The sequence below is a fragment of the Neisseria sp. P0021.S007 genome (assembly GCF_051956855.1).
Genome location: NZ_JBQCXA010000006.1, coordinates 66,459 through 89,943, shown reverse-complemented (window position 1 = coordinate 89,943; position 23,485 = coordinate 66,459). Strand labels below are relative to the sequence as shown.

Annotated in this window: 15 protein-coding genes and 2 pseudogenes; 4 read left to right on the top strand and 13 right to left on the bottom strand. The window is 46.8% G+C overall.

Features of this window, described 5'->3' with window-relative positions; translation table 11 throughout:
* Positions 1-14: 14 nt before the first annotated feature.
* From aceE to yhbY, 3 genes are all read right to left on the bottom strand, one after another.
* A complete protein-coding gene (gene aceE / locus ACTHUR_RS08610) occupies positions 15-2,678 on the bottom strand; it encodes a pyruvate dehydrogenase (acetyl-transferring), homodimeric type (RefSeq protein ID WP_004520617.1) in 2,664 nt (887 codons plus the stop codon).
* Between the two features lie 620 nt (positions 2,679-3,298).
* A complete protein-coding gene (locus ACTHUR_RS08605) occupies positions 3,299-4,726 on the bottom strand; it encodes a tetratricopeptide repeat protein (protein ID WP_004520615.1) in 1,428 nt (475 codons plus the stop codon).
* A gap of 224 nt (positions 4,727-4,950) precedes the next feature.
* Positions 4,951-5,238 carry a ribosome assembly RNA-binding protein YhbY gene (yhbY, locus tag ACTHUR_RS08600; protein WP_004520614.1) on the bottom strand — a complete coding sequence of 96 codons (288 nt, stop codon included), beginning with the start codon at positions 5,236-5,238 and terminating at the stop codon, positions 4,951-4,953.
* A gap of 111 nt (positions 5,239-5,349) precedes the next feature.
* Here yhbY and ACTHUR_RS08595 point away from each other — a divergent pair, with 111 nt between their 5' ends.
* Both ACTHUR_RS08595 and ftsH read left to right on the top strand, forming a co-directional pair.
* Complete coding sequence (locus tag ACTHUR_RS08595) at positions 5,350-5,970, top strand: RlmE family RNA methyltransferase (RefSeq protein ID WP_004520613.1); 621 nt, start codon at positions 5,350-5,352, stop codon at positions 5,968-5,970.
* Between the two features lie 70 nt (positions 5,971-6,040).
* Positions 6,041-8,002, top strand: a complete 1,962-nt coding sequence (gene ftsH / locus ACTHUR_RS08590) for an ATP-dependent zinc metalloprotease FtsH (protein ID WP_004520612.1) — start codon at positions 6,041-6,043, stop codon at positions 8,000-8,002.
* A gap of 284 nt (positions 8,003-8,286) precedes the next feature.
* Here the strand turns inward: ftsH and tpx are convergent, their stop codons facing one another.
* From tpx to trpS, 3 genes are all read right to left on the bottom strand, one after another.
* Complete coding sequence (tpx, locus tag ACTHUR_RS08585; protein WP_004520611.1) at positions 8,287-8,781, bottom strand: thiol peroxidase; 495 nt, start codon at positions 8,779-8,781, stop codon at positions 8,287-8,289.
* Positions 8,782-8,824: 43 nt separating this feature from the next.
* The gene (locus tag ACTHUR_RS08580) at positions 8,825-9,364 is read right to left on the bottom strand and encodes a hypothetical protein (RefSeq protein WP_004520610.1); all 540 of its coding nucleotides are present in this window, start codon (positions 9,362-9,364) and stop codon (positions 8,825-8,827) included.
* A gap of 83 nt (positions 9,365-9,447) precedes the next feature.
* Positions 9,448-10,458: a tryptophan--tRNA ligase gene (gene trpS / locus ACTHUR_RS08575; protein WP_004520609.1), complete on the bottom strand. Its 1,011-nt coding sequence runs from the start codon at positions 10,456-10,458 to the stop codon at positions 9,448-9,450.
* A 258-nt stretch (positions 10,459-10,716) separates the two neighbouring features.
* Between trpS and clpB the strand changes: the two genes are divergently transcribed.
* Together clpB and ACTHUR_RS08565 are read left to right on the top strand one after the other, a co-directional pair.
* Positions 10,717-13,290 carry an ATP-dependent chaperone ClpB gene (gene clpB / locus ACTHUR_RS08570; protein WP_049336134.1) on the top strand — a complete coding sequence of 858 codons (2,574 nt, stop codon included), beginning with the start codon at positions 10,717-10,719 and terminating at the stop codon, positions 13,288-13,290.
* 229 nt (positions 13,291-13,519) lie between these two features.
* Entirely contained in the window at positions 13,520-15,505 is a 1,986-nt protein-coding gene (locus tag ACTHUR_RS08565; RefSeq protein ID WP_440361168.1) for a site-specific recombinase, read from the top strand.
* A 65-nt stretch (positions 15,506-15,570) separates the two neighbouring features.
* Here ACTHUR_RS08565 and clpP read toward each other — a convergent pair whose 3' ends face one another.
* The 7 genes and pseudogenes from clpP to ACTHUR_RS08530 form a co-directional block, all read right to left on the bottom strand.
* Positions 15,571-16,191, bottom strand: a complete 621-nt coding sequence (clpP, locus tag ACTHUR_RS08560; protein ID WP_003683589.1) for an ATP-dependent Clp endopeptidase proteolytic subunit ClpP — start codon at positions 16,189-16,191, stop codon at positions 15,571-15,573.
* Between the two features lie 89 nt (positions 16,192-16,280).
* On the bottom strand, positions 16,281-17,591 hold the full coding sequence (gene tig, locus ACTHUR_RS08555; protein WP_440361167.1) for a trigger factor: 1,311 nt from the start codon (positions 17,589-17,591) through the stop codon (positions 16,281-16,283).
* A gap of 192 nt (positions 17,592-17,783) precedes the next feature.
* Positions 17,784-19,427 (bottom strand): annotated as a pseudogene (locus tag ACTHUR_RS08550) (DNA translocase FtsK); the annotation flags it as partial.
* A 98-nt stretch (positions 19,428-19,525) separates the two neighbouring features.
* Positions 19,526-20,228 (bottom strand): annotated as a pseudogene (locus ACTHUR_RS08545) (DNA translocase FtsK 4TM domain-containing protein); the annotation flags it as partial.
* A gap of 188 nt (positions 20,229-20,416) precedes the next feature.
* Positions 20,417-20,968, bottom strand: coding sequence for a hypothetical protein (locus ACTHUR_RS08540; RefSeq protein WP_049336128.1), 552 nt, complete (start codon positions 20,966-20,968; stop codon positions 20,417-20,419).
* A 36-nt stretch (positions 20,969-21,004) separates the two neighbouring features.
* Positions 21,005-21,358, bottom strand: a complete 354-nt coding sequence (locus ACTHUR_RS08535) for a hypothetical protein (RefSeq protein ID WP_004520602.1) — start codon at positions 21,356-21,358, stop codon at positions 21,005-21,007.
* Between the two features lie 47 nt (positions 21,359-21,405).
* Positions 21,406-23,325, bottom strand: a complete 1,920-nt coding sequence (locus ACTHUR_RS08530; RefSeq protein ID WP_070695595.1) for an ATP-binding cassette domain-containing protein — start codon at positions 23,323-23,325, stop codon at positions 21,406-21,408.
* Between the last annotated feature and the right edge of the window lie 160 nt (positions 23,326-23,485).

The window sequence follows — 23,485 nt, the reverse complement described above, 5'->3', positions numbered from 1 at the left end:
GTCTGAAACATCAATTAGCGTTTCCAGCTAGGAGCTGCATCGGCTTTAATACCATATTTTTCAATGGCTTGTTGAACGGTTTCTTTGCTGACTTTGCCCTGTTCGGCCAGAGCGCTCAATGCAGCAACGGCAACGTTGTAGCGGTCAACTTCGAAGAAGCTGCGCAGGTTGGCACGGCTGTCGGAACGACCGAAGCCATCGGTACCCAAGACGTGGTAGTCGTTAGGGATGTAGGCACGGATACGGTCAGCATAGCTGCGGATGTAGTCGGTAGCGGCAATAACCGGACCGTCATGACCTTGCAGTTGAGAAGTAACAAACGGTACTTTTGCAGTTTCCAATGGGTTCAGACGATTGAAGCGTTCCACTTCGATGGCATCGCGGTGCAGCTGGTTGAATGATGGGCAAGACCAGATGTCTGCTTCTACGCCGAAGTCGGCTTTCAACAATTCGGCACCGGCAATGACTTCTTGCAGGATGGTACCGGAACCCATCAATTGGACTTTTTTATCGCCTTTGCCGCCGGCTTTCAGCAAGTACATACCTTTCAGGATGTCTTGTTCTACGCCTTCAGGCATGTCCGGATGGGTATAGTTTTCATTCATCAGGGTGATGTAGTAGAACACGTCTTCGTGGTTAACATACATACGGCGCAAGCCATCGTGTACGATAACGGCTACTTCATATTGGAATGTCGGATCGTAAGTTACACAGTTTGGAATCAAATCTGCTTGAATGTGGCTGTGGCCGTCTTCATGTTGCAAACCTTCGCCATTCAGTGTTGTACGGCCGGCTGTACCACCCAGCAGGAAACCGCGTGCATGCATATCGCCTGCTGCCCATGCCAAGTCGCCGACGCGTTGGAAACCGAACATAGAGTAGTAGATGTAGAAAGGAATCATGGCAAAGTCGTTGTTTGCGTAGCTGGTCGCAGCAGCAATCCAGTCAGCCATAGCACCTGGTTCGTTAATACCTTCTTGCAAGATTTGACCGTCAACAGATTCTTTATAGAACATCAGTTGGTCTTTATCTTGAGGAGTGTATTGTTGGCCTTTAGGGTTCCAAATACCGTATTGACGGAACATACCTTCCATACCGAACGTACGGCTTTCATCTGGAACGATAGGCACCACGCGTTTGCCGATTTTTTTGTCTTTCAACAAAGTAGACAGGATGCGGACGAAAGCCATGGTGGTTGAGAATTCACGGTCACCGCTGGATTTCAGTTGAGTCTCAAATGCTGACAGTTCAGGCACTTCCAGAACTTCTTGGGTAGGTTTGCGTTGAGGCAGGTAGCCACCCAAAGCTTCACGGCGTGCATGCAGGTATTTGTATTCTTCGCTGTCGGGAGCAAAAGTCAGGTAAGGCAGGTTGCCACTGTCGATTTGCTCGTCGGTAACAGGAATGTCAAAGCGATCACGGAATTGTTTCAGAGAAGCTTTGTCCATTTTCTTGGCTTGGTGAGCAACGTTTTGACCTTCGCCGGATGCACCCATGCCGTAACCTTTAATGGTTTTAGCCAAAATGACAGTAGGTTTGCCGTCGGCGTGGTTCACTGCGCGGTCGTAAGCGTTGTACACTTTTTGAGGGTCGTGACCACCGCGGTTCAATGCCCAAATTTGTTCATCAGTCATATCGGCGACCAATGCTTTCAGTTCAGGCGTATTGAAGAAGTGTTCGCGAACGTATGCACCGTCTTTGGATTTGTAAGTTTGGTAGTCACCGTCCAGGCACTCTTCCATACGTTTGCGCAGGATGCCATCTTTGTCTTTTGCCAAGAGGCGGTCCCAACGACGACCCCAGATGACTTTCACAACATTCCAGCCGGCGCCGGCAAAGTTGCCTTCCAGCTCTTGAATGATTTTGCCGTTACCGCGTACTGGACCGTCCAAACGTTGCAGGTTACAGTTGATGACGAATACCAGGTTATCCAAGCCTTCGCGTGAAGCCAGAGCAATAGCACCTTGGCTTTCAGGTTCATCCATTTCGCCGTCGCCACAGAATACCCATACTTTACGGCCTTTGGTTTTAGCTAGGCCGCGAGATTCCAAGTATTTCAGGAAACGGGCTTGGTAAATCGCCATCAATGGGCCAAGACCCATAGATACGGTTGGGAATTGCCAGAAGTCAGGCAACAGGTGAGGGTGAGGATAGGAAGGCAGACCATGACCGGCAACTTCTTGACGGAAGTTGTTCAATTGGTCTTCAGTCAGACGGCCTTCAACGAAAGCGCGTGCGTAGATACCAGGGGCAACGTGGCCTTGGAAGAATACCAAATCGCCTTCTTCGCCTTCACCTTTAGCTTTCCAGAAGTGGTTGAAGCCGACTTCGTACATAGTGGCGGCTGATTGGAAAGATGCAATGTGTCCACCCAATTCCAAATCTTTTTTACCTGCGCGCAAAACGATAGCGGCAGCGTTCCAACGAACGAATGCACGGATACGGTGTTCGATGTTTTGGTCGCCAGGGATGCCTTTTTCGTCTTCAACGGAAACGGTGTTCAAGTATGGAGTAGTGGTGCCATGGGGCATACGGATGCCTTTGTCACGGCTGTATTTGACCAAACTTTCCAGCAGATACTGGGCGCGTTCGCTGCCTTCATATTCTAAAACAGAGCTTAACGCGTCTAACCATTCTTTGGTTTCAATTGGGTCAACATCGTGTAATTGGGTGGACATAATATCTATCCTTGTGTTGAGTGTTTTTCAATGACGGAGTATTACTCCGATATTTTCGTTTGTGAACATATATGAGTTAAAAACGAAAATTCCTAGAGTCAAATTCGAAAAAGTCTTAATTACTGAAATGTTTTCAATACGTTATAACCGTTGATGAAAAATCAGAAAGAATAGAACTTTTTGCGAACCGGCCAACCTGCAAATGCTATCAGTAATTGGGCAAACTGGCAAATCATGCTGTAGATATTGATAGGATGTAAAGGTTAAAATAAGATTTTTTAAAAGAGTTATGGAGCTTGTTTTTAAATCGGGATATTGAGTGGATACAGTAAAAAAGCATCAGATATTTGAGTAAATGGATTCGAATACGAAAAATATTTTTCAAATTTCGTTTTAAATTGAAAGTTTATATTGGATTTAGGGTTTGAAAGAGAAAATTTAGATTATCTGATTCTTTACAAAGAGAATAGGCCGTCTGAAGACTTTAAAGAGATTAAGAGGAAATGGGATTTGAAGATGATAATTATTTAGGAAGAGTAAATGAAAAAATGACATGTACAGGCTTTTAGTTTAGCTCTGAACATGTCATTTATGTAGGAAGTTAGAATTTCAGACGGCCTTTAAACTGCAGAGGATTTTTGGGCAAATTGCTTCCATTGAGCTAAAAGCTCTTTGAGAACATCTTGCTGCTCATGTCCATGTTGGATGGCTTCTTGCAGCCAAAAACATGCGTTATTGATGTCTTTCTCTACACCTAGGCCGTGGTAATAGAGACAGGCAAGATTATATTGGGCCATTGTATCCCTTTGTTTGGCTGCAGCTTCAAACCATTTTGCAGCTTGGGCATAGTCGACAGGTACACCTTGTCCACTGTAATACATCATGCCAAGATTGGTTTGGGATTTGCTGTGTCCATGTTCTGCGGATTGATGGTATAGATCCAGTGCTTCAGCGTAATTTTGTTGACGTTTTAAGCCATAGTGCGCTGCAAATGCCAGTTTGTATAGGCGCTCGGCCTCTTGACGTTGGAGGGCGATTTCTTTGGTTAACTCATAGTTTTGCTGGTTATTCAACGCACTGTCAGATAGAAGTTTTTGGTAAGCGACAAGATTGCCTAAGTCGGCTGCGCGTTGATAATACTGACGGGCGGTGTTTGCATCAACTGCTCGTCCCAATCCGTAGCGATGGATATCTCCCAAAAGGCGCAAGCCTTCCGGATCATTTTGGTCCGCAGCAGACTTGGCGTGTTGATAGGCTTTTTGAGGGTTTCGCTCGGTGTTTTTTCCCAAAAGATAGATTTCGGCAAGTGCTACATGCGCATTGCTGTCACCTTGTGCGGCAGCTTTTTCAAACCATTCCAATGCTTCAGCAGGATTTGATGCGACTAAGAGTTCTGCAAGAGAAGTTTGCGCCGGAACAATGTCGTAATTGGCGGCAATGCGTAAATGTTCGATTGCTTTTTCAGGATTTTGTGCGACACCTTGACCCAATTTATATTGAAGACCAAGTTGCCAGTGTGCTGCAATAAACCCCTGTGCGGCAGATTGCTGGTAGAGTTTATGGGAGTATTCTAAATCAGGGGTGCTTGAGTATTGGTAGTGTTGGGCTAAGAAATATTGCGCCTGAGGGTTTTGTTGCTCGGCAGCTTTCAATGCCCATTTGACTGCTTCTTGGTCATTGCCGCTATCCGCATATAAACGCATCAGGCGCAGCTGGGCCGGGACCAAGTCTTCTTTGGCAAGTTCTTGATAGGCTGAAATAAGCGTTTCTACTTCTGCGCCGTTATTTTCTTGTAATTGGAGAAGATTGTAGCGGGCATAGGGATGACCGGCTCTTGCCGCTTGTTTTAAATATTCAACTGCAATTGCTAAATCTTGTTCGTTTTCTTGGTTTTCGAACAGGCATCCTGCCAGCTGAAATGCAGCCTCAACATGCCCGGCTTCTGCTGCTTCGCAGAGCAATGGGATGGCTCGTGCAAAGTCAGGTGGGTCTTGAGTGATTAATTTTTCTGCTAGCAGAAAAGATTCTTCATATTGTTGAGCATTCATCGGTTTGCTTTTATATTTTGTGAAGGATTAGGAATAAAATAATCGGCCGACAGGGTGCGGCCGTTATGATTTTGTAATTTTGAGGTTATTTACAAAAACAGGCAACCGTATTTGTACTTTTATACTTAGAATAATGGAATAATTTTTTTTATGCTGCATAAATACAACAGAAGGATATGATAAAGTGGGTTGAGAAAATACTTCTGCTGTTTATTCAGTTTAAATTATTTATCATCCGGTTTTTTACGCCACAAAACAAGTAATTTGCCAATATGTTGCACCAGTTGAGCACCCAGTGTTTCACACAGGGCATCACAAATTTCAATACGTTCAGCACGATCATCGCCAAAAACACGGACTTTAATCAATTCGTGTGCTGTCAATGCGGCGTCGGTTTCTTTAATGACGGAGTCGGTCAAACCTTGTTGGCCAACAATAACAACGGGATGAAGGTGGTGTGCTTGGGCTTTCAAGGCCAAAATTTCTTTGGTGCTTAGTTTGTTGTCGCTCATTTTGATAAGTATCCAATTAAAAAGAATAATGGCTATATTGTACGCGATTTAGAACATTTACGGGGGAAATAACGTACAATGCTGATTTCAACTTAAGCATTTCAAATCAAGATGGCTGTACGCTCAAAATCTTCAAAAGCATGGCTGCATGAGCACGTCAACGATCATTATGTCCATATGGCACAAAAAGACGGATATCGTGCCAGAGCGGCTTATAAATTATTGGAAATCAATCAAAAAGATAAATTAATCAAGCCGGGTACGGTTTTGGCGGATTTGGGCAGCGCGCCGGGAAGTTGGTCACAGGTAGCGGCCAAGCTGGTCGGTAAAACAGGGGCAGTGTTTGCTTTGGATATTTTGCCGATGGATGCTATTGAAGGCGTGTCGTTTATTCAGGGCGACTTTAGGGAAGATGCTGTTTTGGAACAGTTTGAAGCCTTATTGGATAATCGTCCGTTAGACCTTGTAATCTGTGATATGGCACCCAATATGTCAGGCAATGCCGTAACAGACCAGGCACGCAGTTTTTATTTGTGTGAACTGGCTTTGGATTTTGCCTCCCAACATTTGAAAACCGGAGGCAGTTTTCTAGTGAAGGTGTTTCAAGGCGCGGGTTATCAAGAGTATACGGCGGCTATGCGTGAAATTTTTGCCAGTGTACAAACTCGAAAGCCGGATGCTTCCCGCAATCGTTCCAGTGAGATTTACCTATTAGGTAAAAATAAACGCTGACAATGTAGGGTAGGTGCTTTAAAATTCTTTCCCTTGATTTTATTTATTTTGTAACCATGGAGCCTGTTCAGTGGGGAATACCATTAAAAACATATTAGTCTGGGTAGTGGGTGGTGCTATGCTTTTAGCAGCATTCAATGCACTCAGCGATAAGCAGGAAGATAAACAGCAAATCGAATATTCTCAATTTATTCAGCAAGTTAATAGTGGCGAAGTATCCAATGTCAATATTGAAGGATCTGTTGTCAGCGGCTATCTGATTAAAGGTGAGCGCACCGATAAAACTGCCTTCTATACCAATGCGCCTTTGGATGACAACTTGGTTAAAACACTGTTGGATAACAAAGTACGCGTCAAAGTGACTCCGGAAGAAAAACCAAGCATGCTGGCCAGTCTGTTTTACAGCCTGCTGCCTGTTTTGTTGTTGATCGGTGCATGGTTCTACTTCATGCGCATGCAAAGCGGCGGTGGCGGTAAAGGCGGCGCCTTCTCTTTTGGTAAAAGCCGTGCGCGTTTGTTGGATAAAGATTCCAATAAAGTGACTTTTGCCGATGTTGCCGGTTGTGATGAGGCAAAAGAAGAAGTACAAGAAATCGTAGATTATTTAAAAGCCCCCAATCGTTACCAAAGCTTAGGCGGTCGTGTGCCGCGTGGTATTTTGTTGGCTGGTAGCCCTGGTACGGGTAAAACATTGCTGGCCAAAGCGATTGCTGGTGAGGCAGGGGTGCCATTCTTCAGTATCTCAGGTTCTGACTTCGTAGAAATGTTTGTCGGTGTCGGTGCGAGCCGTGTCCGCGATATGTTCGAGCAGGCCAAGAAAAACGCTCCATGTATCATCTTTATTGATGAAATTGATGCGGTCGGCCGTCAGCGTGGTGCCGGTTTGGGCGGTGGCAATGATGAGCGTGAGCAAACATTAAACCAATTATTGGTTGAAATGGATGGTTTTGAAAGCAACCAAACTGTTATTGTGATCGCAGCAACCAACCGTCCTGATGTACTTGACCCTGCGTTGCAGCGTCCGGGCCGTTTTGACCGTCAAGTCGTTGTTCCATTGCCTGATATTCGTGGCCGTGAGCAAATCTTAAAAGTACACGCTAAAAAAGTACCTTTGGATGCCTCCGTAGATTTGACTTCTTTGGCTCGTGGTACACCTGGTTTTTCAGGTGCGGATTTGGCAAACTTGGTCAATGAAGCAGCTTTGTTTGCCGGCCGTCGCAATAAAGTTAAAGTTGATCAAAGCGACTTTGAAGATGCGAAAGACAAAATCTACATGGGTCCGGAACGTCGCAGCATGGTGATGCACGAAGATGAAAAACGTGCAACAGCCTATCATGAGGCCGGTCATGCAATCGTAGCGGAAAGCCTGCCGTTTACCGATCCGGTTCACAAAGTAACGATTATGCCTCGTGGCCGTGCATTGGGTTTGACTTGGCAACTGCCTGAGCGTGACCGCATCAGTATGTACAAAGACCAAATGCTGAGCCAGCTCTCAATCTTGTTTGGTGGCCGTATTGCTGAAGATATTTTTATTGGCCGTATTTCTACCGGTGCATCTAACGACTTCGAGCGTGCAACTCAAATGGCACGCGAGATGGTAACGCGTTATGGTATGAGCGACAAAATGGGTGTGATGGTTTATGCTGAGAACGAAGGTGAAGTATTCTTGGGTCGTAGCGTAACCCGTTCTCAAAATATTTCCGAGAAAACCCAACAAGATATCGATGCGGAAATCCGCCGTATTTTAGAAGAGCAATACCAAGTGGCTTACAAAATCTTGGATGAAAGTCGTGATAAGATGGAAACCATGTGCAGGGCACTGATGGATTGGGAAACCATCGATCGAGACCAAGTTTTGGAAATTATGGCTGGTAAACAGCCTAGTCCGCCTAAGGATTACAGCCACAATGTCCGCGATGACAAAGTAGAAGAGCCTGAAGCTCCTGTTGCTGAAGCTGTTGAACCTGTTGAGCAAAATGAGGTTCAGAATACTGAGTCAGTAGAAGCAGACAAAACAGATAAATCTGTATAAGGTTTGAAACAGAAAACGGTAGCTTTTAAGCTACCGTTTTTATTTTGAAGATAAGCTAAAGGTCTCAGGCTAAGTGCGCCTGTTGCTGCCTAAAAGGCGGTTGGATGCCTGATTAATCAGGTATCCAAGAGGGATTAAGGGGGTATTTGGGTAGAATCAGTGGATATTTGAAACACAAACAGCCGAAAATCTTTGTTTAGGTTTCGGCTGTCGGGGGAAAAGGAATTTTGCAAAGGTCTCAGGCCGTCTGAAAATTTTCAGACGGCCTGATTTTATTTGGTTAATTACAAAACAGCCAAAGCTGCTTCGTAGTCAGGCTCGTTCGCAATTTCAGAAACCAATTCAGCGTGGAGAACTTGGTTTTGCTCGTTCAAAACCACCACTGCGCGGGCAGTAAGGCCACGTAATGGGCTTTCTGTCAGTGTAACACCGTAATCGTTAGAAAAGCTGCTGCGGAATGTAGAAAGTGTCACAACATTTTCTAAACCTTCTGCGCCGCAGAAACGGGCTTGTGCAAACGGTAAATCGGCAGAAATGCACAAGACGACGGTATTGTCCAAAGAAGAGGCGCATTTGTTGAAAGTGCGGACGGACTGGGCACATACGCCGGTGTCAATGCTAGGGAAAATATTCAGCACTTTGCGTTTGCCTGCAAAGTTAGCCAATGATTTCTCAGATAGGTCTGCTGCTACCAATGTGAAATCAGGTGCAACTTGGCCGATGGCAGGCAAATTGCCGTTTGTAGAAATAGGAGAGCCTTGGAAAGTAACTTGAGCCATGATTCAGTCCTTGTGTCAGGAGGAAAATAGGATAGGCAGGATTTTAGTAATGACGGCGACGGAAATAGAACATGCCTTCGCTGTCAATTTCTAAAATATAGCGGCCGTTTTGGACGGCGGCATAACCGCTTTTGCCCTCGGTATAAGGCTGCAAAGCAGCGTGTGAAATCAGATAGTCGGTCAGTTTGCTGCCGTCTTGGGCGATATTGTCCACCATTTTTGCAAAGGCAGTGTGGCAGACGCCGTTGGCTGACCAGCCGGCTGAAACGCCTTTTTCATTTTTTTCCATGCATTGGCCGCTGATGACTTCTAAGTCGGTAGGGTGCTTACCAATCAGATTGATAACACCGCCCTCTATGCCGTTAATCGGATAGGTGCGTTGTTTCTTACCTTCTTTCGTTTCGCCGTCTTGAGCTGTACCTAAATCCAAACCGGCTATGGCTTGTTCATCGATATATTTAACTTTGAAGGTAGGCTTGGGCGCTTTGCCTGAAGCAGCATCATTGGCGGCAGTATCTTCAGATTTACCGCCGCAGGCAGCCAATGAAAGGCTGAGCAAGATAAGGGGGAAGGTTTTTTTCATATGAGAAACCCTAGAAAACGATTATATTTCAAATGATAAACGATATTATGGCCGTCTAAAATATTCAGACGGCCTTACTATTATTATTTCAACGGACGAATACCTACTGCATCGCGTACTTTATCCAACAATTCGCGTGCTTCTTTACGCGCTTTTTGTGCGCCGGCCTGCAAAATGTCTTCAATTTGAGAGGGTTTGGCTGTCAACTCATTGTAACGCTCGCGCGGTTCTGCGAGCTCGGCATTGATTTTTGCGCCCAAGAGTTTCTTAGCCTCACCCCAAGCAAGGCCTTCGGCCAGCATTTGTGTAAACTCGGCAGTTTCAGACGGCGTGGAGAAGGCTTTGTAGATTTCAAACAGAGGACTTTCATCAGGCTGTTTCGGTTCGCCGGGCTCTTTCATGTTGGTGATGATTTTGTTAACGGATTTTTGGGTTTTCTTGTCGTTTTCCCAAAGCGGAATGGTATTGCCGTAGGACTTGGACATTTTGCGTCCGTCCAAGCCGACCAAGAGTTCGACATTTTCGTCAATTTTCACTTCTGGCAGGGTGAAGAGTTCTTGGAAGCGGTGGTTGAAGCGGCCGGCAATATCGCGTGCCATTTCAACGTGTTGGATTTGGTCGCGACCGACTGGTACTTCATGGGCATTGAACATAAGAATGTCGGCAGTCATGAGGATAGGGTAGCTGTACAGACCCATTTCCACGCCATGATCCGGATCTTCCTGACCGTTTTCGGTATTTGCCTGTACTGCGGCTTTATAAGCGTGAGCGCGGTTCATCAGGCCTTTTGCGGTAATACAGGTCAGAATCCAGTTCAACTCCATCACTTCGGGAATATCGCTTTGACGGTAGAAAGTGGTCTGTTCCGGATTGAGTCCGCAGGCGAGCCATGTGGCGGCAACAGCTTGAGTAGATTGATGAATCATTTCCGGCTCATGACATTTGATGATGCCGTGATAGTCGGCCAAAAAGAGGAATGATTCGGTATTGGAATCTTGCGCCGCGCGGATGGCCGGGCGGATGGCACCGACGTAGTTGCCCAAGTGTGGAATACCTGTTGTGGTAACGCCTGTTAAAACTCGTTTTTTGCTCATGAAAGTATCCTTCGGCACAAAGGCCGTCTGAAAATAAATATGGTGCCGATTATACCTGATTATTCTTGATTTTTCAGACGGCCTTTTGAGTAAAGAGTAGATGGATAATAAAAGTTATGCACATAAAATCATAAAAATAAAACGTTATAAAACAATAATATAGTAAAAATTGTTGATTAATGGGATAAATGGCTCTTGAGTTATCCACATTTGCGCTTATATAGGCCCTAACAGAATATATTTGAAGAGGAACTTAAAATGAGATTTGATAAATTGACTGCCAAATTTCAGCAAGCTCTGCAAGAAGGTCAAAGTCTGGCTTTGGCTGCGGACAGCAGCTACCTAGAGGCAGGCTTTATCTTAAAAGCGTTGCTTGACGATCAAAACAGTGGTACTGCTGCGTTACTGGCTCATGCAGGTGTGAATGTGCCTCAAGTAAAACAACGTTTGCAGCAACATTTGAGCAGCTTGCCAAAAGTATCCGGTCAAGGTGGCGATATTATGCCTAGCCGTGAGCTGCAAGCTGTATTGAACTTGATGGACAAGGCTGCGACCAAACGTGGCGATGCCTATATCGCCAGCGAACTTTTCCTGCTGGCTTTGGTTCAGCAGAATGATGCGACCGGCAAAATTTTGAAAGAAGCCGGTGCAACCGAACAAAATATCAATGCCGCGATTGATGCGGTACGAGGAGGACAAAACGTGAACGATGCGAATGCCGAAGACCAACGCGATGCTTTGAAAAAATACACACTTGACCTGACTCAACGCGCCCGAGACGGTAAGCTCGACCCTGTTATCGGCCGCGATGATGAAATCCGTCGTGCAATTCAGGTATTGCAACGCCGTACCAAAAATAACCCTGTGCTGATTGGTGAACCTGGTGTGGGTAAAACCGCTATTGTTGAAGGCCTGGCGCAACGTATTGTTAACGGCGAAGTGCCTGAATCCCTACGTAACAAACGCCTTTTGGTTCTGGACTTGGCGGCTTTGATTGCCGGCGCGAAATACCGTGGCGAATTTGAAGAACGCTTGAAAGGCGTTTTGAACGACTTGGCTAAAGATGATGGTAACACTTTGATTTTCATTGACGAAATCCATACTTTGGTTGGTGCAGGTAAAACCGACGGTGCGATGGACGCAGGTAATATGTTGAAACCGGCCTTGGCACGCGGCGAACTGCACTGCATAGGCGCGACTACTTTGGACGAATATCGTCAGTACATCGAGAAAGATGCGGCACTCGAACGCCGCTTCCAAAAAGTATTGGTCGGCGAGCCCAGCGTGGAAGACACCATCGCTATTTTGCGCGGTTTGCAAGAGCGTTATGAAATCCACCACGGTATCGATATTACCGACCCTGCTATCGTTGCCGCAGCGGAGTTGAGCGACCGTTATATTACCGACCGCTTCCTGCCTGATAAAGCGATTGATTTGATCGACGAAGCAGCCAGCCGCATCAAAATGGAGCTGGATAGCAAACCTGAGCAAATGGATAAACTTGACCGTCGCATTATCCAGCTCAAAATGGAAAAAATGCACGTTGCCAAAGAAAGCGATGACGCCAGCAAAAAACGTTTGGAACTGATAGACGAAGAAATTGACGGCCTGCAAAAAGAATACGCCGATTTGGACGAAATCTGGAAAGCCGAAAAAGCGGCGTCTTCCAGTACCGCCGACATCAAGAAACAGATGGACGACATCAAAGTCAAAATCGAGCAGGCCAAACGCCAAGGCGATTTTGCCCGTGCGTCCGAACTCGAATACGGTGAGTTGCCGAAATTGGGCGCACAGTTGCAAGCTGCGGAAAGTAACCCCGACGGCAAAAAACAAAACAAACTCTTCCGTACCGAAGTTGGTGCGGACGAAGTGGCCGAAATCGTTTCCCGTATGACCGGCATTCCTGTGTCAAAAATGATGGAAGGTGAACGCGATAAGCTGCTGAAGATGGAAGAAGTATTACACCGCCGCGTGGTTGGTCAAGACGAAGCCGTGCGTGCTGTGTCCGACGCTATCCGCCGTAGCCGTTCTGGTTTGGCCGATCCGAATAAACCTTATGGCAGCTTCTTGTTCTTAGGCCCGACCGGTGTGGGTAAGACCGAATTGTGTAAGGCATTGGCAGGCTTCCTGTTTGACAGCGAAGATCATCTGATTCGTATCGATATGTCCGAATACATGGAAAAACATGCTGTTGCCCGCTTAATCGGTGCTCCTCCCGGCTATGTTGGCTACGAAGAGGGCGGTTACCTGACCGAACAAGTCCGCCGCAAACCGTACAGCGTGATTCTTTTGGACGAAGTGGAAAAAGCCCATCCCGACGTGTTCAACATCCTGTTGCAAGTTTTGGATGACGGCCGTTTGACCGATGGACAAGGCCGCACTGTGGACTTCAAAAATACCGTTATCGTGATGACTTCTAATATTGGTAGCCAACATATCCAACAAATGGGTACTCAAGACTATGAAGCGGTGAAAGAAGTTGTGATGGAGGATGTGAAAGAACATTTCCGTCCTGAAATGATCAACCGTATTGACGAAGTAGTCGTGTTCCATGGTTTGGATCAGGCCAATATCCGCAGCATTGCGAAAATCCAGCTTAAAGGTTTGGAAAAACGTTTGGAAGTGCAACATCTGCATCTGAAAGTCGATGATGCTGCCTTGGATCTGATTGCCGAAGCCGGTTTTGATCCTGTGTATGGTGCCCGTCCGCTCAAACGCGCCATCCAGTCAGAAATCGAAAATGCGCTGGCAAAAGCATTGCTTGAAGGCAAATATGCACCTGATAGCACAATCCATGTTAAAGAAGAGGGTGGTAAGCTCTTGTTTGCATAGGATTTAAACAATGTAGTATGTTGTTGTAAAAGGCCGTCTGAAAGAATTCAGACGGCCTTTCTTAGTTATTGATTCACATCATATATTTATTATGTAATTTGATTATTCATTGAATTTTAGAGAATATTAATTGAAAATCTTGTGACATGGGTTGATAAAGAATACGATATAATTCGACCTGTTTGCCGAGGTTCTTGCTAAATATCTCATTTTATGTAATAATGCTACAATGCAGAAACTGACTAATCAAAATCTTCACATTATTTTGTCGGAACGCTTAAATGATACCGACTTTGTTCTTATTCTCAATGCATTAATCAAATTTTTGCGCCGAGGAGGTAAAAAACAGGCTTCCGAACGTTTCGATTTGATTTTATCTACTTTAAAACAAGACGATGCTTTATGCCGTCAATTCAGCCTGCGCTTTTATACTTGGCTGTCTAAAGTTCACATTTATCCTGCGCTGATTAAACTGGGTATTTTCTCGCGCCATAGTTTTACCCGGGAAATGGGCATACGGATTTATGAGCGGTTCAGTCCGTCTTATAAAGATTTTTCCAACTTGCGCGAAGTGTTTTTATATCTTTTTCATTCTGAAAACGATGATAAATGGTTGCAAACACTGAGTTTGCGACAATGGTTGAGCATGTATGAATTGTTGCAGGGTAAGGCGGATCCTGCTTTGCTTCAGACGGCCAGCCGACAGTTGGCGGATGCCCGTTTGCGAGCGGTAGAAATGCTGTCTATTTGGATTGCTTCCGAAGCGATTGAGCCAGATTTAATACGGATTGCCCCCCGTTTGTTGGAAGCGGATTCTGCATTTGTCGCTTTACAGCGCGAAATTGCGAAGATGGTGGAACACTATCGCCATAGCGAAGAAGCTTATGACACGGCGCATTTGGAGGTTATGTTTGACCAGTGTGAAAAGCAAATTGACTATTTGCGCCGTCGTGGTACCGGAGCCGGGTCTGGTTCGTCAGTAAAAGTTGCCCACTTGCTCGAACGCCTGCAACAAACCATAGACCGCCTGAAATTGTTGACCAATATTCAAATCGAAACTAGCCGTACCCGCTTAACTGTCAATCTGATGAATGCGATGATTTATGCGGCGGTGGAGCAATACAGCACCAGCCACTTGCGTAAAAGCAGTATCCGAATGCTGGCACGCAGTATTACGGAAAACAAAAGTCATCATGGCGAGCATTACATTACGCGCAACCGTAGCGAATATTTCAAAATGTTTTATTCCGCAGCGGGCGGTGGCGTAATTATTGCTTTGATGGCATTGAATAAAATCCATATTGCGTCTTTGGGGTTCGGCGAGTTTACGACTTCATTCCTTGCCGGACTTAACTACGGCTTAGGCTTTATGCTGATTCATATGCTGCACTGCACTGTTGCGACCAAGCAGCCAGCCATGACGGCGGCGAGCTTTGCCGAGCAGGTGGACTCAAATGAAGGTAGCAAAGCGGTGGACAATAAATTGGCAAAACTGCTGATTGATGTGTGCCGTTCGCAAAGTGTTGCCGTGTTTGGCAATGTATCGATTGCCATATTGTTGGCGGCGGGGATCGCTTGGGGTTATGCCTACACGCATGGTCAGCCTTTATTAAACGAGGCGGTTACAGCCTACCAGCTTAAATCTATTGAGATTTTTACTCAGCCGACCTTATGGTATGCCGCTATTGCCGGTGTATGGTTATTTTGTTCGGGTATTATTGCCGGCTTTTTTGACAATCGTTCCGATTATCTGAACCTGCGTCAGCGTCTGCCGTTTAATCCGTTGTTACGAAAAATCATGCGCCCGCAGCCACGCCGCCTTCTGGCCGCTTATATTCATAAGCATTACGGCTCGCTTATGGGCAATTTTATTTTCGGTATGCTTTTAGGTATGACCGGCTATTTTGGCCATCTTTTCGGCTTGCCGCTGGATATTCGCCATGTGGCGTTTTCTTCGGCAAATTTGGGTTATGCCGCGATTAGCGGTCATGCAGATATATTCACTTTTATGCTTGGCTTGGCAAGTGTATTGGCAATCGGCATGGTGAATCTGGTGGTCAGCTTTTCTTTAGCTTTGGCCGTTGCGCTCCGCTCTCGAGGCACGCGTTTGGGCAGTATGCGTAATCTGCTGAAGAGTTTCTGGAGTCAAGTGAAAGCCAATCCTTTGATTTTGCTGTATCCGGTTCAAGTGAATAACAAAGACAACACGAAGTAAGATTGAAGAAAGGCCGTCTGAATATATATTTTTCAGACGGCCTTTTGATTTAAAAACTATAAAGATTAGGCTTGCAGAGAGGCGCGGTTTTCCAAAACTTGGTCAATCAAACCATATTCTTTAGCTTCATCGGCAGACATATAATTGTCGCGGTCGGTATCGCGTTCCAAGTCGGCCAAATCGCGATCACAATGTTTGGCGAGTAAGCGGTTCAGTTTCTCTTTGATTTTCAGCAGCTCTTTAGCGTGAATTTCAATATCGGAAGCCTGACCAGCCAAGCCGCCGCTGATGAGCGGTTGGTGAATCATGATGCGGCTGTTTGGCAGGGCAAAGCGTTTGCCTTTTTCGCCTGCGGACAACAGGAATGCGCCCATACTTGCCGCTTGACCCAAGCATAAGGTAGAAACATGAGGCTTGATGAAGTTCATAGTGTCGTAAATCGACATACCGGCAGTAACCGAACCGCCCGGAGAGTTGATATAGAAGAAGATATCTTTATCAGGGTTTTCACTTTCCAAGAACAGTAATTGCGCAACAACCAGATTGGCAGATTCGTCTGTCACCGGGCCGATCAAGAAAACGATGCGCTCTTTCAAAAGGCGTGAGTAGATGTCGAATGCGCGCTCGCCGCGACCGCTTTGTTCGATAACGGTAGGGACAAGGTAATTATTGAAATCGAAGGACATTTTTGTCTCCTGTTAATGATGGAAAAGCACCAAAGCATTTAAAGCGCTTCGGTGCTTTTGATTGTCTGTTTCAGACGGCCTTGGAGCAATTAAGCTTGTGCGCCCATTACTTCGTCAAAAGACAGCGCTTTTTCAGTTACTTTAGCTTTGCTCAGAACGAAATCAACAACGTTGCTTTCTACTGCCAAAGAAGTCGGACCTTGCAGGCGGGAAGGCTCTGCGTAGTACCAGTCGATAACTTCTTGAGGATCTTCGTAGCTTTCAGCGAAGTTGGCAACAACGGCTTTGATTTGGTCTTCAGTTGGCTCAAGTTTGTTTTCTTCAACCAATTTAGCCAAAATCAGACCCAAAGAAACGCGGCGTTCTGCTTGTTCTTTGAACATATCCAAAGGCAGATCCAAGTTGGCAGCGTCAGCCATACCTTGGTTAACGAAGTTTTGTTTCATTTCGTTTGCCAAGCGAGCGGCTTCTTCGTTGACCAAAGCAACAGGAACTTGCAAATCGGCTGCTTTGAGCAGGGCGTTCATTACAGATTCTTTAGTTTGTTCACCGATGCGGCGCTCAACTTCGCGGCCGACGTTTTTCTTCACTTCTTCACGCATTTTGGCAACGTCGCCGTCTTCAATGCCCAGAGCTTTAGCAAAGTCAGCGTTAACTTCAGGCAAAGTAGCTTCAGAAACGTTGTTCAGAGTGATGGTGAATACGGCAGATTTACCGGCAACATCTTTACCGCGGTAGTCTTCAGGGAAGTTTACGGTAACGTCTTTGCTTTCATCGGCTTTCATGCCGACAACACCGGCTTCGAATTCAGGCAGCATTTGACCTGCGCCCAATACAAAAGCGTAGTTTTTAGACGCGCCGCCGGCGAAAGGTTCGCCGTCGATTTTGCCTTCGAAGTCGATGATGACGCGGTCGCCGTTTTGGGCCTCACGGTCAACATGGTTGAAACGGGTGCGTTGTTTGCGCAGGATTTCTACAGTTTGGTCAACTTCGGCATCGCCAACAGTCGCAATAACTTTTTCTACTTCTTGGGCAGAAAGGTCACCGATGGTTACTTCGGGGAAGACTTCAAAAATAGCGGCAACTTTGAAAGACTCTTGATCGTCTTGTTCTTCAACGCCTTCAAAGCGTGGGTAACCGGCAACTTTCAATTCTTGAGCAACGGCAACTTCGTAGAATTCGCGTTGTACCAATTCGTTGATAACGTCGTTTTGTGCGCTTGCGCCGTACATTTGGGCAATCATTTTGAACGGTGCTTTACCCGGACGGAAGCCGTCAACTTTTGCACGGCGTTGGGTTTGTTTCAGTTTTTTCTCAGTTTCTGCGTTGATTTTGGACCAAGGCAGAGACAATACTACTTTGCGTTCCAGATTTTCTAAAGTTTCAACAGTTACGCTCATCGTAAGCCCTTAAATTTGTTGTGTTTAAACGGTTATCCTTCTGCTCAGTATTCCGAAAGATTTCGGAAGCGTGCATAAGGTCAAAATTTAGCTGCTTAGTATAACACAATGTTTCACGAATAACATAAAAAGGCCGTCTGAAAAGTAGGAAATTCTTTTCAGACGGCCTTTGCGTTTCAATATTGTTGTTTTTTACAGCTGGTCTTTTTGAGCCAGAATCCGTCGGCTGCCGTTGATGTCTGCAGGAGAGAGAACACCGGCATTTTCAAGCGCATCTACTAAATTGGCGGCACGGTTGTAGCCGATGCGTAATTGGCGTTGCAGTGCAGAAATGGAAGTTTTCCGGCTTTCCAATACGAAGGCAACGGCTTGATCGAATAGCTCATCGCTGTTTGCATTCGGATTGACAATATTGGTGGTTTCGATGGCTGCTTCACCACTGAGCAGACCTTCCACATAATTGGTCGGAGCCTGTTCTTTGACGAAATTGACGACCTGATGCACTTCATCATCGGAAACAAACGCACCTTGCAGGCGTGTCGGTTCCGCGCTGCCCGGTTGCAGGAATAATGAGTCACCGTATTTGAGCAATTCGTCCGCACCCATTTGGTCAAGAATGGTGCGGCTGTCGATTTTGCTTTGTACGGTAAAGGCCATGCGTGTCGGAATGTTGGCTTTAATCAGGCCGGTAACCACATCAACGCTTGGGCGTTGGGTGGCGACAATCATGTGAATACCTGCCGCACGCGCTTTTTGGGCAAGGCGTGCGATTTGCTGCTCAACGGATTTGCGTTCGGTCATCATCAAGTCAGCCAACTCGTCGATAACGACCACAATCAACGGCAGTTTTTCCAGAGGCTCAGGATCATCAGGATTTAAGCTGAACGGATTGAGTAATGGTTTGCCTGCTGCTTTGGCTTGTTCGACTTTTTGGTTGAAACCGTCCAGATTGCGCACGCCGGCATGGGAAAGCAGACGATAGCGTTTTTCCATTTCGGCAACACACCAGTTCAATGCTTGTCCGGCCTCGCGCATATCGGTCACAACCGGGCAGAGCAGGTGCGGAATGCCGTCATAAATGCTCAATTCCAGCATTTTCGGGTCAATCATGATGAAGCGGACTTCGTCGGGCGTGGCTTTAAAGAGCATGGACATAATCATGCCGTTCACGCCGACGGATTTACCCGAGCCGGTCATACCAGCGACCAAAAGATGCGGCATTTTTGCCAAGTCGCCGACAACGGGCGTACCCGCAATATCTTTACCCAAGGCAACGGTCAGTTTGGACTTGGCGTCGGTAAACACGGATGAAGAGAGGATTTCGCTCAACATGACGTCTTGGCGCTTCTCATTGGGCAATTCAATGCCCATGGTGTTTTTACCGGCAATAGTTTCTACGATGCGTACCGCTTGCAGAGACATCGAGCGCGCCAAATCTTTGGACAGGGCGACAATTTGACTGCCTTTGACACCTTGTGCCGGTTCGATTTCGTAGCGGGTAATCACGGGGCCGGAAGTGGCGGAAACAACCTGTACGCCGATGCCGAATTCAGCCAGCTTGGCTTCAATCAATTCTGCGGTCTGTTGCAATTCATCCGGATTGACGGCAACCGGTTCTTCAGACGGCATACGCAACAGGTTCATGTTGGGTTTGTGGTATTCGCCGTTGTTTTTAGGTTCTGTATCGTCAAACAGGGAAGTTTGGATTTTAGGGGGCGGCGCAACGGATACGGCAACAGTTTTACGGTTGCTGCTGCTGCCTGCCAACGGAGCAACCGGAGTGGCGGTAATGGTTTTGGCCTCTTTAACCATGCGGCGCGTATTTTGGGTTTCCAAAGCTTCGGTGCGGACATCTTCTTTTCTATTTTGGAATTGAGACAGTTTTTTCATCAGGCTGCCAAACAGGCCGCCCATATGGCTGCCGGATTTGGCCATGACTTCCAACCATGACACCTGAGCCAACAGGGAAATGGATAAAAGTAACATCACCAGCATAATCAACAGGCTGCCTGATTTGCCCAATAGCCAAGCCAAGCCTGAGCCCGCAAGTAAGCCGACCAAGCCGCCGGCACCAACGGGAAGGGATTCGCTCAATGCGTTGTCAAACAGAAAATGTTCGATAATCGGGCTGCACACCAGCAGGAGAAACAATGCCAAAGCGGCTACGCCATGATTGTAGGGCTTGTGGTTTTCCTGCTTTTTCATGGGGCGGAAGTTTTTGTAGAGGAAAACGCAAGATGCAGCTATCCACCACCAAAACGACAGGCCGAACAGATAATATCCGACATCGGAAAGATAGGAGCCAAAGAGGCCGCCAAGGTTGGCGACATCGTTGCTTTTGGGAACGCTGCGCGACCATGCAGGGTCGTCCATGCTGAAGCTGGCCAAGGAAATAGCCAGATAAATGGTGATAACCAAGCCAAACAGCCATAAAGCATCATTAATCAAGTTTACGACATGCTCGGGGCGCGCTTTTTTTTCTTCGTTTCTTTGCAGCTCTTTGGCGGCCTTGAGGCGTTGGGAGACTTTATTGTCGGCTTGAGTTTGTGCTTTGGTGGATTTGCGTGTGGTCGGTTTGGCTGCCGGTTTGGTAGAGACGCGTTTTTTTGTTTGGGTTTTAGAAGATTTTGCAGTCATGAGATAAAGGCCGTCTGAAAAGACCGGAGGTAATGTGCGTAAAGGGCAAATTATACCGTATTTACTGGGCACAAGAAATTGAAACGGGCGTAATCATTATGGGATTCAGGCCGTCTGTTTGGCGTGACGAAAATTTTGGATTTCGTTTCCACCTATTCAGACGGCCTGATGTTTTGATTGATTTGGACTTACATTCTGCCCAGTTCGCGTTGTAGGGCTTGAATGTTTTTCTCTCTATCCAGAACCGCACCTTGCAGCGTACTGATGGCCTGTTGATTGACGCTGCCACCTTTGGCTGTCCGCGCTTGGCTCAGTTGCTTTTTGGCATCGGCCAAAGCTGCGCGTTCATTGGATAACTCGGTTTCCAGAATAGAGCGGCGACTGTTGACGCCGGAGGATTTTGGAACCGGAGGAGGAGCTGTTTCAGAAGTGGTGCGGACAGGGGCAGGTTTGGGCGTTACCTTATGGTTGGATTTTGCAGCCGTATTTTTGCTTTTTGCCGGAGCCGCTTGTGATGTCGGCGCGTTGAGTGTAGGCGCATCGCTGACCGGGGCATCGTATCGGCTGCTGCTGTATTTTCCGACAATCGGCAAATCGTTGACGGCCTGGCAGTTGCCGCTTGGGCGCGAGGTATAGACAATCGAGCCGTTGACTTCACAGGTGTAAATTTTTGCGGCGTCGGCTTGGCTGTTGAAAACAGCGAGCGGCAGCAGGGATAGGGTAAGCAGATATTTTTTCATGATTCAGATAGGGCTGATTCGTTGCACTTGAGCATTTTATTCTTGTTCAGACGGTATGGGCTGCTGTTTTTTAGCTTTTGCACTGTTTTTGTTTTTGCTCGGTTTGTCGGCTTTTTTCTCTTGTTTATCAGATTTTTCCGCGCGTGCCTTTTTCTTAGGCTTTGCACTTGCGCGTTCATCAGAGGCATTGAGGCTTCGGATGTTAAGGTGGTAACCGCTGCCTTGATGGCCGCTGATTTTAGGCAATTGAGCCTGTGCGCAGGAGGATTTGGGTTCGGAGGTATAGCTGCCGTTGCCGCAGGAGTAGACTGCGGCGGCTGCATGAAGAGAAATGCCCAAGACGAAAGAGGATACGAGGAAGTATCCGGCTTGTTTGATGGTTGAAGTCATGTTTTTCCGTATTGTGTTTTATTTCAGACGGCCTGATGGCTCTATTTTTATTGGGAAAACTCGGCTTCGACATCAACTTGGATTTGCTCAAGCTCTTCCTGCCATTGCAGCCAGTTTTCTTCCAGTTGCGTTAATTTTACTTTAGTTTCTGTTAATTGTGCGAGTGTCTCTTGCAATTTGGGTTTATTTTCTTCTGAATAAGCAGATTCTTGTGCCAAAAATGCTTCACAGGCTGTCTGAATATCAGTCAATCGTGCGATTTCTTTTTCGGCTTTGTCGATCTTCTGCTGAATCGGTTTGCTGCGTTTGGCTTTTTCCTGACGGATTTGTGCTTCTATGCGCTTGGTGTCCTTGCGGCTTTGGCTTTGGGCAGATGCGGCGGGGGCTGCTGCAGCGTTTTCTTGTGCCAACCGCCATTGACGGTAGTCGTTCAAATCGCCGTCGAAGTTGTTCAGACGGCCTTTGTCGATAAGGAGGAAGCTGTCGGTAGTCGCTTCAAGCAGGCTGCGGTCGTGCGATACGACAATCAATGCGCCTTGGAAACTTTGCAGGGCAAGTGTTAGGGCGTGGCGCATATCCAAGTCTAGGTGGTTGGTCGGTTCGTCAAGCAGCAGCAGATTAGGTTTTTGCCAGATAATCATGGCAAGGGCGAGCCGCGCTTTTTCACCACCCGAAAAAGGCTCGGTCTTTTGAACCGCCATATCGCCGACAAAGTTGAAACCGCCTAAAAAGTTGCGGATTTCCTGTTCGCGGACTTCGGGCGAAAGCTGTTGGATATGCCAAACCGGACTTTGATCGGCGCGCAATGTGTCCAGTTGGTGTTGGGCAAAATAGCCGATATTGAGCTTTTCGGAGCGTACGATGCTGCCGGAAAGTAAATCGATTTTTCCTGCCAATGCTTTGATAAATGTGGATTTACCGCTGCCGTTAACGCCCAATAGGCCGTAACGTGCGCCGCTTTCCAGAGACAAGGTGATATCGTGTAAAACGGTATTGTCGCCATAGCCCAAGTCGGCATGGTCGAGTTTCAATAATGGGTTGGGCAGGTGGGTCGGATTGGCAAACTCAAAGGAAAACTCGCTATCCAAATGAGCAGGGGCGATGCGCTCGAGCTTGGCTAATGCCTTCATGCGGCTTTGAGCTTGTACGGCCTTTGTGGCTTTGGCTTTGAAACGGTCGATAAAGGATTGCAGATGTTTGATTTGCGCCTGCTGTTTGACGTAGGCGGCTTGTTGTTGCGCCAGACGTTGGGCGCGTTCGGCTTGATAGAAATCGTAATTGCCGCCGTATTGGGTCAGTTTTTGTTGCGACAGTTCGATGGTGTGCGTTGTGGTGGCATTCAAAAAGTCGCGGTCATGGGAGATGATGATTTGCGTACAGGGCAGGGAAGCGAGATGGTTTTCCAGCCATAGTACGGTTTCTAAATCCAAATGGTTGGTCGGTTCGTCCAAAAGCAGCAAATCAGCACGACAAATCAGCGCTTGGGCAAGGTTGAGGCGCATACGCCAGCCGCCGGAAAAAGATTTGACGGGACGGGTATGTTCTTCTTGTGCGAAACCCAAGCCGTTAAGCAGTTTGGCGGCGCGTGCCGGAGCAGTATAGGCATCGATTTCTTCAAGTTTGGCGTGATATTCGGCTTGCTTCATGCCATCGTTTTGCGCTTCTGCTTGAGCCAAGGCCGTCTGAAAAGCCTGCAATTCAGCGTCACCTTGCAAAACGTAATCTAAAGCGGAGATATCTAAATCAGGCGTTTCTTGAGAGACAGAAGCCAGACGCCATGTTTTGGGAATAAGAATTTCGCCGCCATCTTGTGTGATTTCACCTTTTATCAGCGCAAACAGGCTGGATTTTCCCGTACCGTTTTTACCGATTAAACCAACGCGTTGGCCGGGGTTGATTACGGCATCGGCTTTGTCGAGTAGGACTTTCAAACCGCGTTGGAGGGTGAGTTTTTTAATTTCTATCATGATGGCAGGCAAGGGGGTGTAAAACGAAAGGCATTATTTTACCTGAAAAGACATATAAAAGGCCGTCTGAACAAGTATGAAAACGAAATCACTGATTTCTATTTTACTTATTCAGACGGCCTTTATGAAATGACAGTCGGAAATGCTTTCAAATTGTCTG

Excerpts from the sequence above, each read along its gene's own strand:
- ACTHUR_RS08580 (WP_004520610.1), bottom strand. The coding sequence starts at position 9,364 with ATGAAAAAAACCTTCCCCCTTATCTTGCTCAGCCTTTCATTGGCTGCC.
- ACTHUR_RS08540 (WP_049336128.1), bottom strand. The coding sequence starts at position 20,968 with ATGAAAAAATATCTGCTTACCCTATCCCTGCTGCCGCTCGCTGTTTTC.
- tig (WP_440361167.1), bottom strand. The coding sequence starts at position 17,591 with ATGAGCGTAACTGTTGAAACTTTAGAAAATCTGGAACGCAAAGTAGTA.
- trpS (WP_004520609.1), bottom strand. The coding sequence starts at position 10,458 with ATGAGCAAAAAACGAGTTTTAACAGGCGTTACCACAACAGGTATTCCA.
- ACTHUR_RS08605 (WP_004520615.1), bottom strand. The coding sequence starts at position 4,726 with ATGAATGCTCAACAATATGAAGAATCTTTTCTGCTAGCAGAAAAATTA.
- ACTHUR_RS08595 (WP_004520613.1), top strand. The coding sequence starts at position 5,350 with ATGGCTGTACGCTCAAAATCTTCAAAAGCATGGCTGCATGAGCACGTC.
- yhbY (WP_004520614.1), bottom strand. The coding sequence starts at position 5,238 with ATGAGCGACAACAAACTAAGCACCAAAGAAATTTTGGCCTTGAAAGCC.
- clpP (WP_003683589.1), bottom strand. The coding sequence starts at position 16,191 with ATGTCCTTCGATTTCAATAATTACCTTGTCCCTACCGTTATCGAACAA.
- ACTHUR_RS08535 (WP_004520602.1), bottom strand. The coding sequence starts at position 21,358 with ATGACTTCAACCATCAAACAAGCCGGATACTTCCTCGTATCCTCTTTC.
- clpB (WP_049336134.1), top strand. The coding sequence starts at position 10,717 with ATGAGATTTGATAAATTGACTGCCAAATTTCAGCAAGCTCTGCAAGAA.
- ACTHUR_RS08565 (WP_440361168.1), top strand. The coding sequence starts at position 13,520 with ATGCAGAAACTGACTAATCAAAATCTTCACATTATTTTGTCGGAACGC.
- tpx (WP_004520611.1), bottom strand. The coding sequence starts at position 8,781 with ATGGCTCAAGTTACTTTCCAAGGCTCTCCTATTTCTACAAACGGCAAT.
- ACTHUR_RS08530 (WP_070695595.1), bottom strand. The coding sequence starts at position 23,325 with ATGATAGAAATTAAAAAACTCACCCTCCAACGCGGTTTGAAAGTCCTA.
- aceE (WP_004520617.1), bottom strand. The coding sequence starts at position 2,678 with ATGTCCACCCAATTACACGATGTTGACCCAATTGAAACCAAAGAATGG.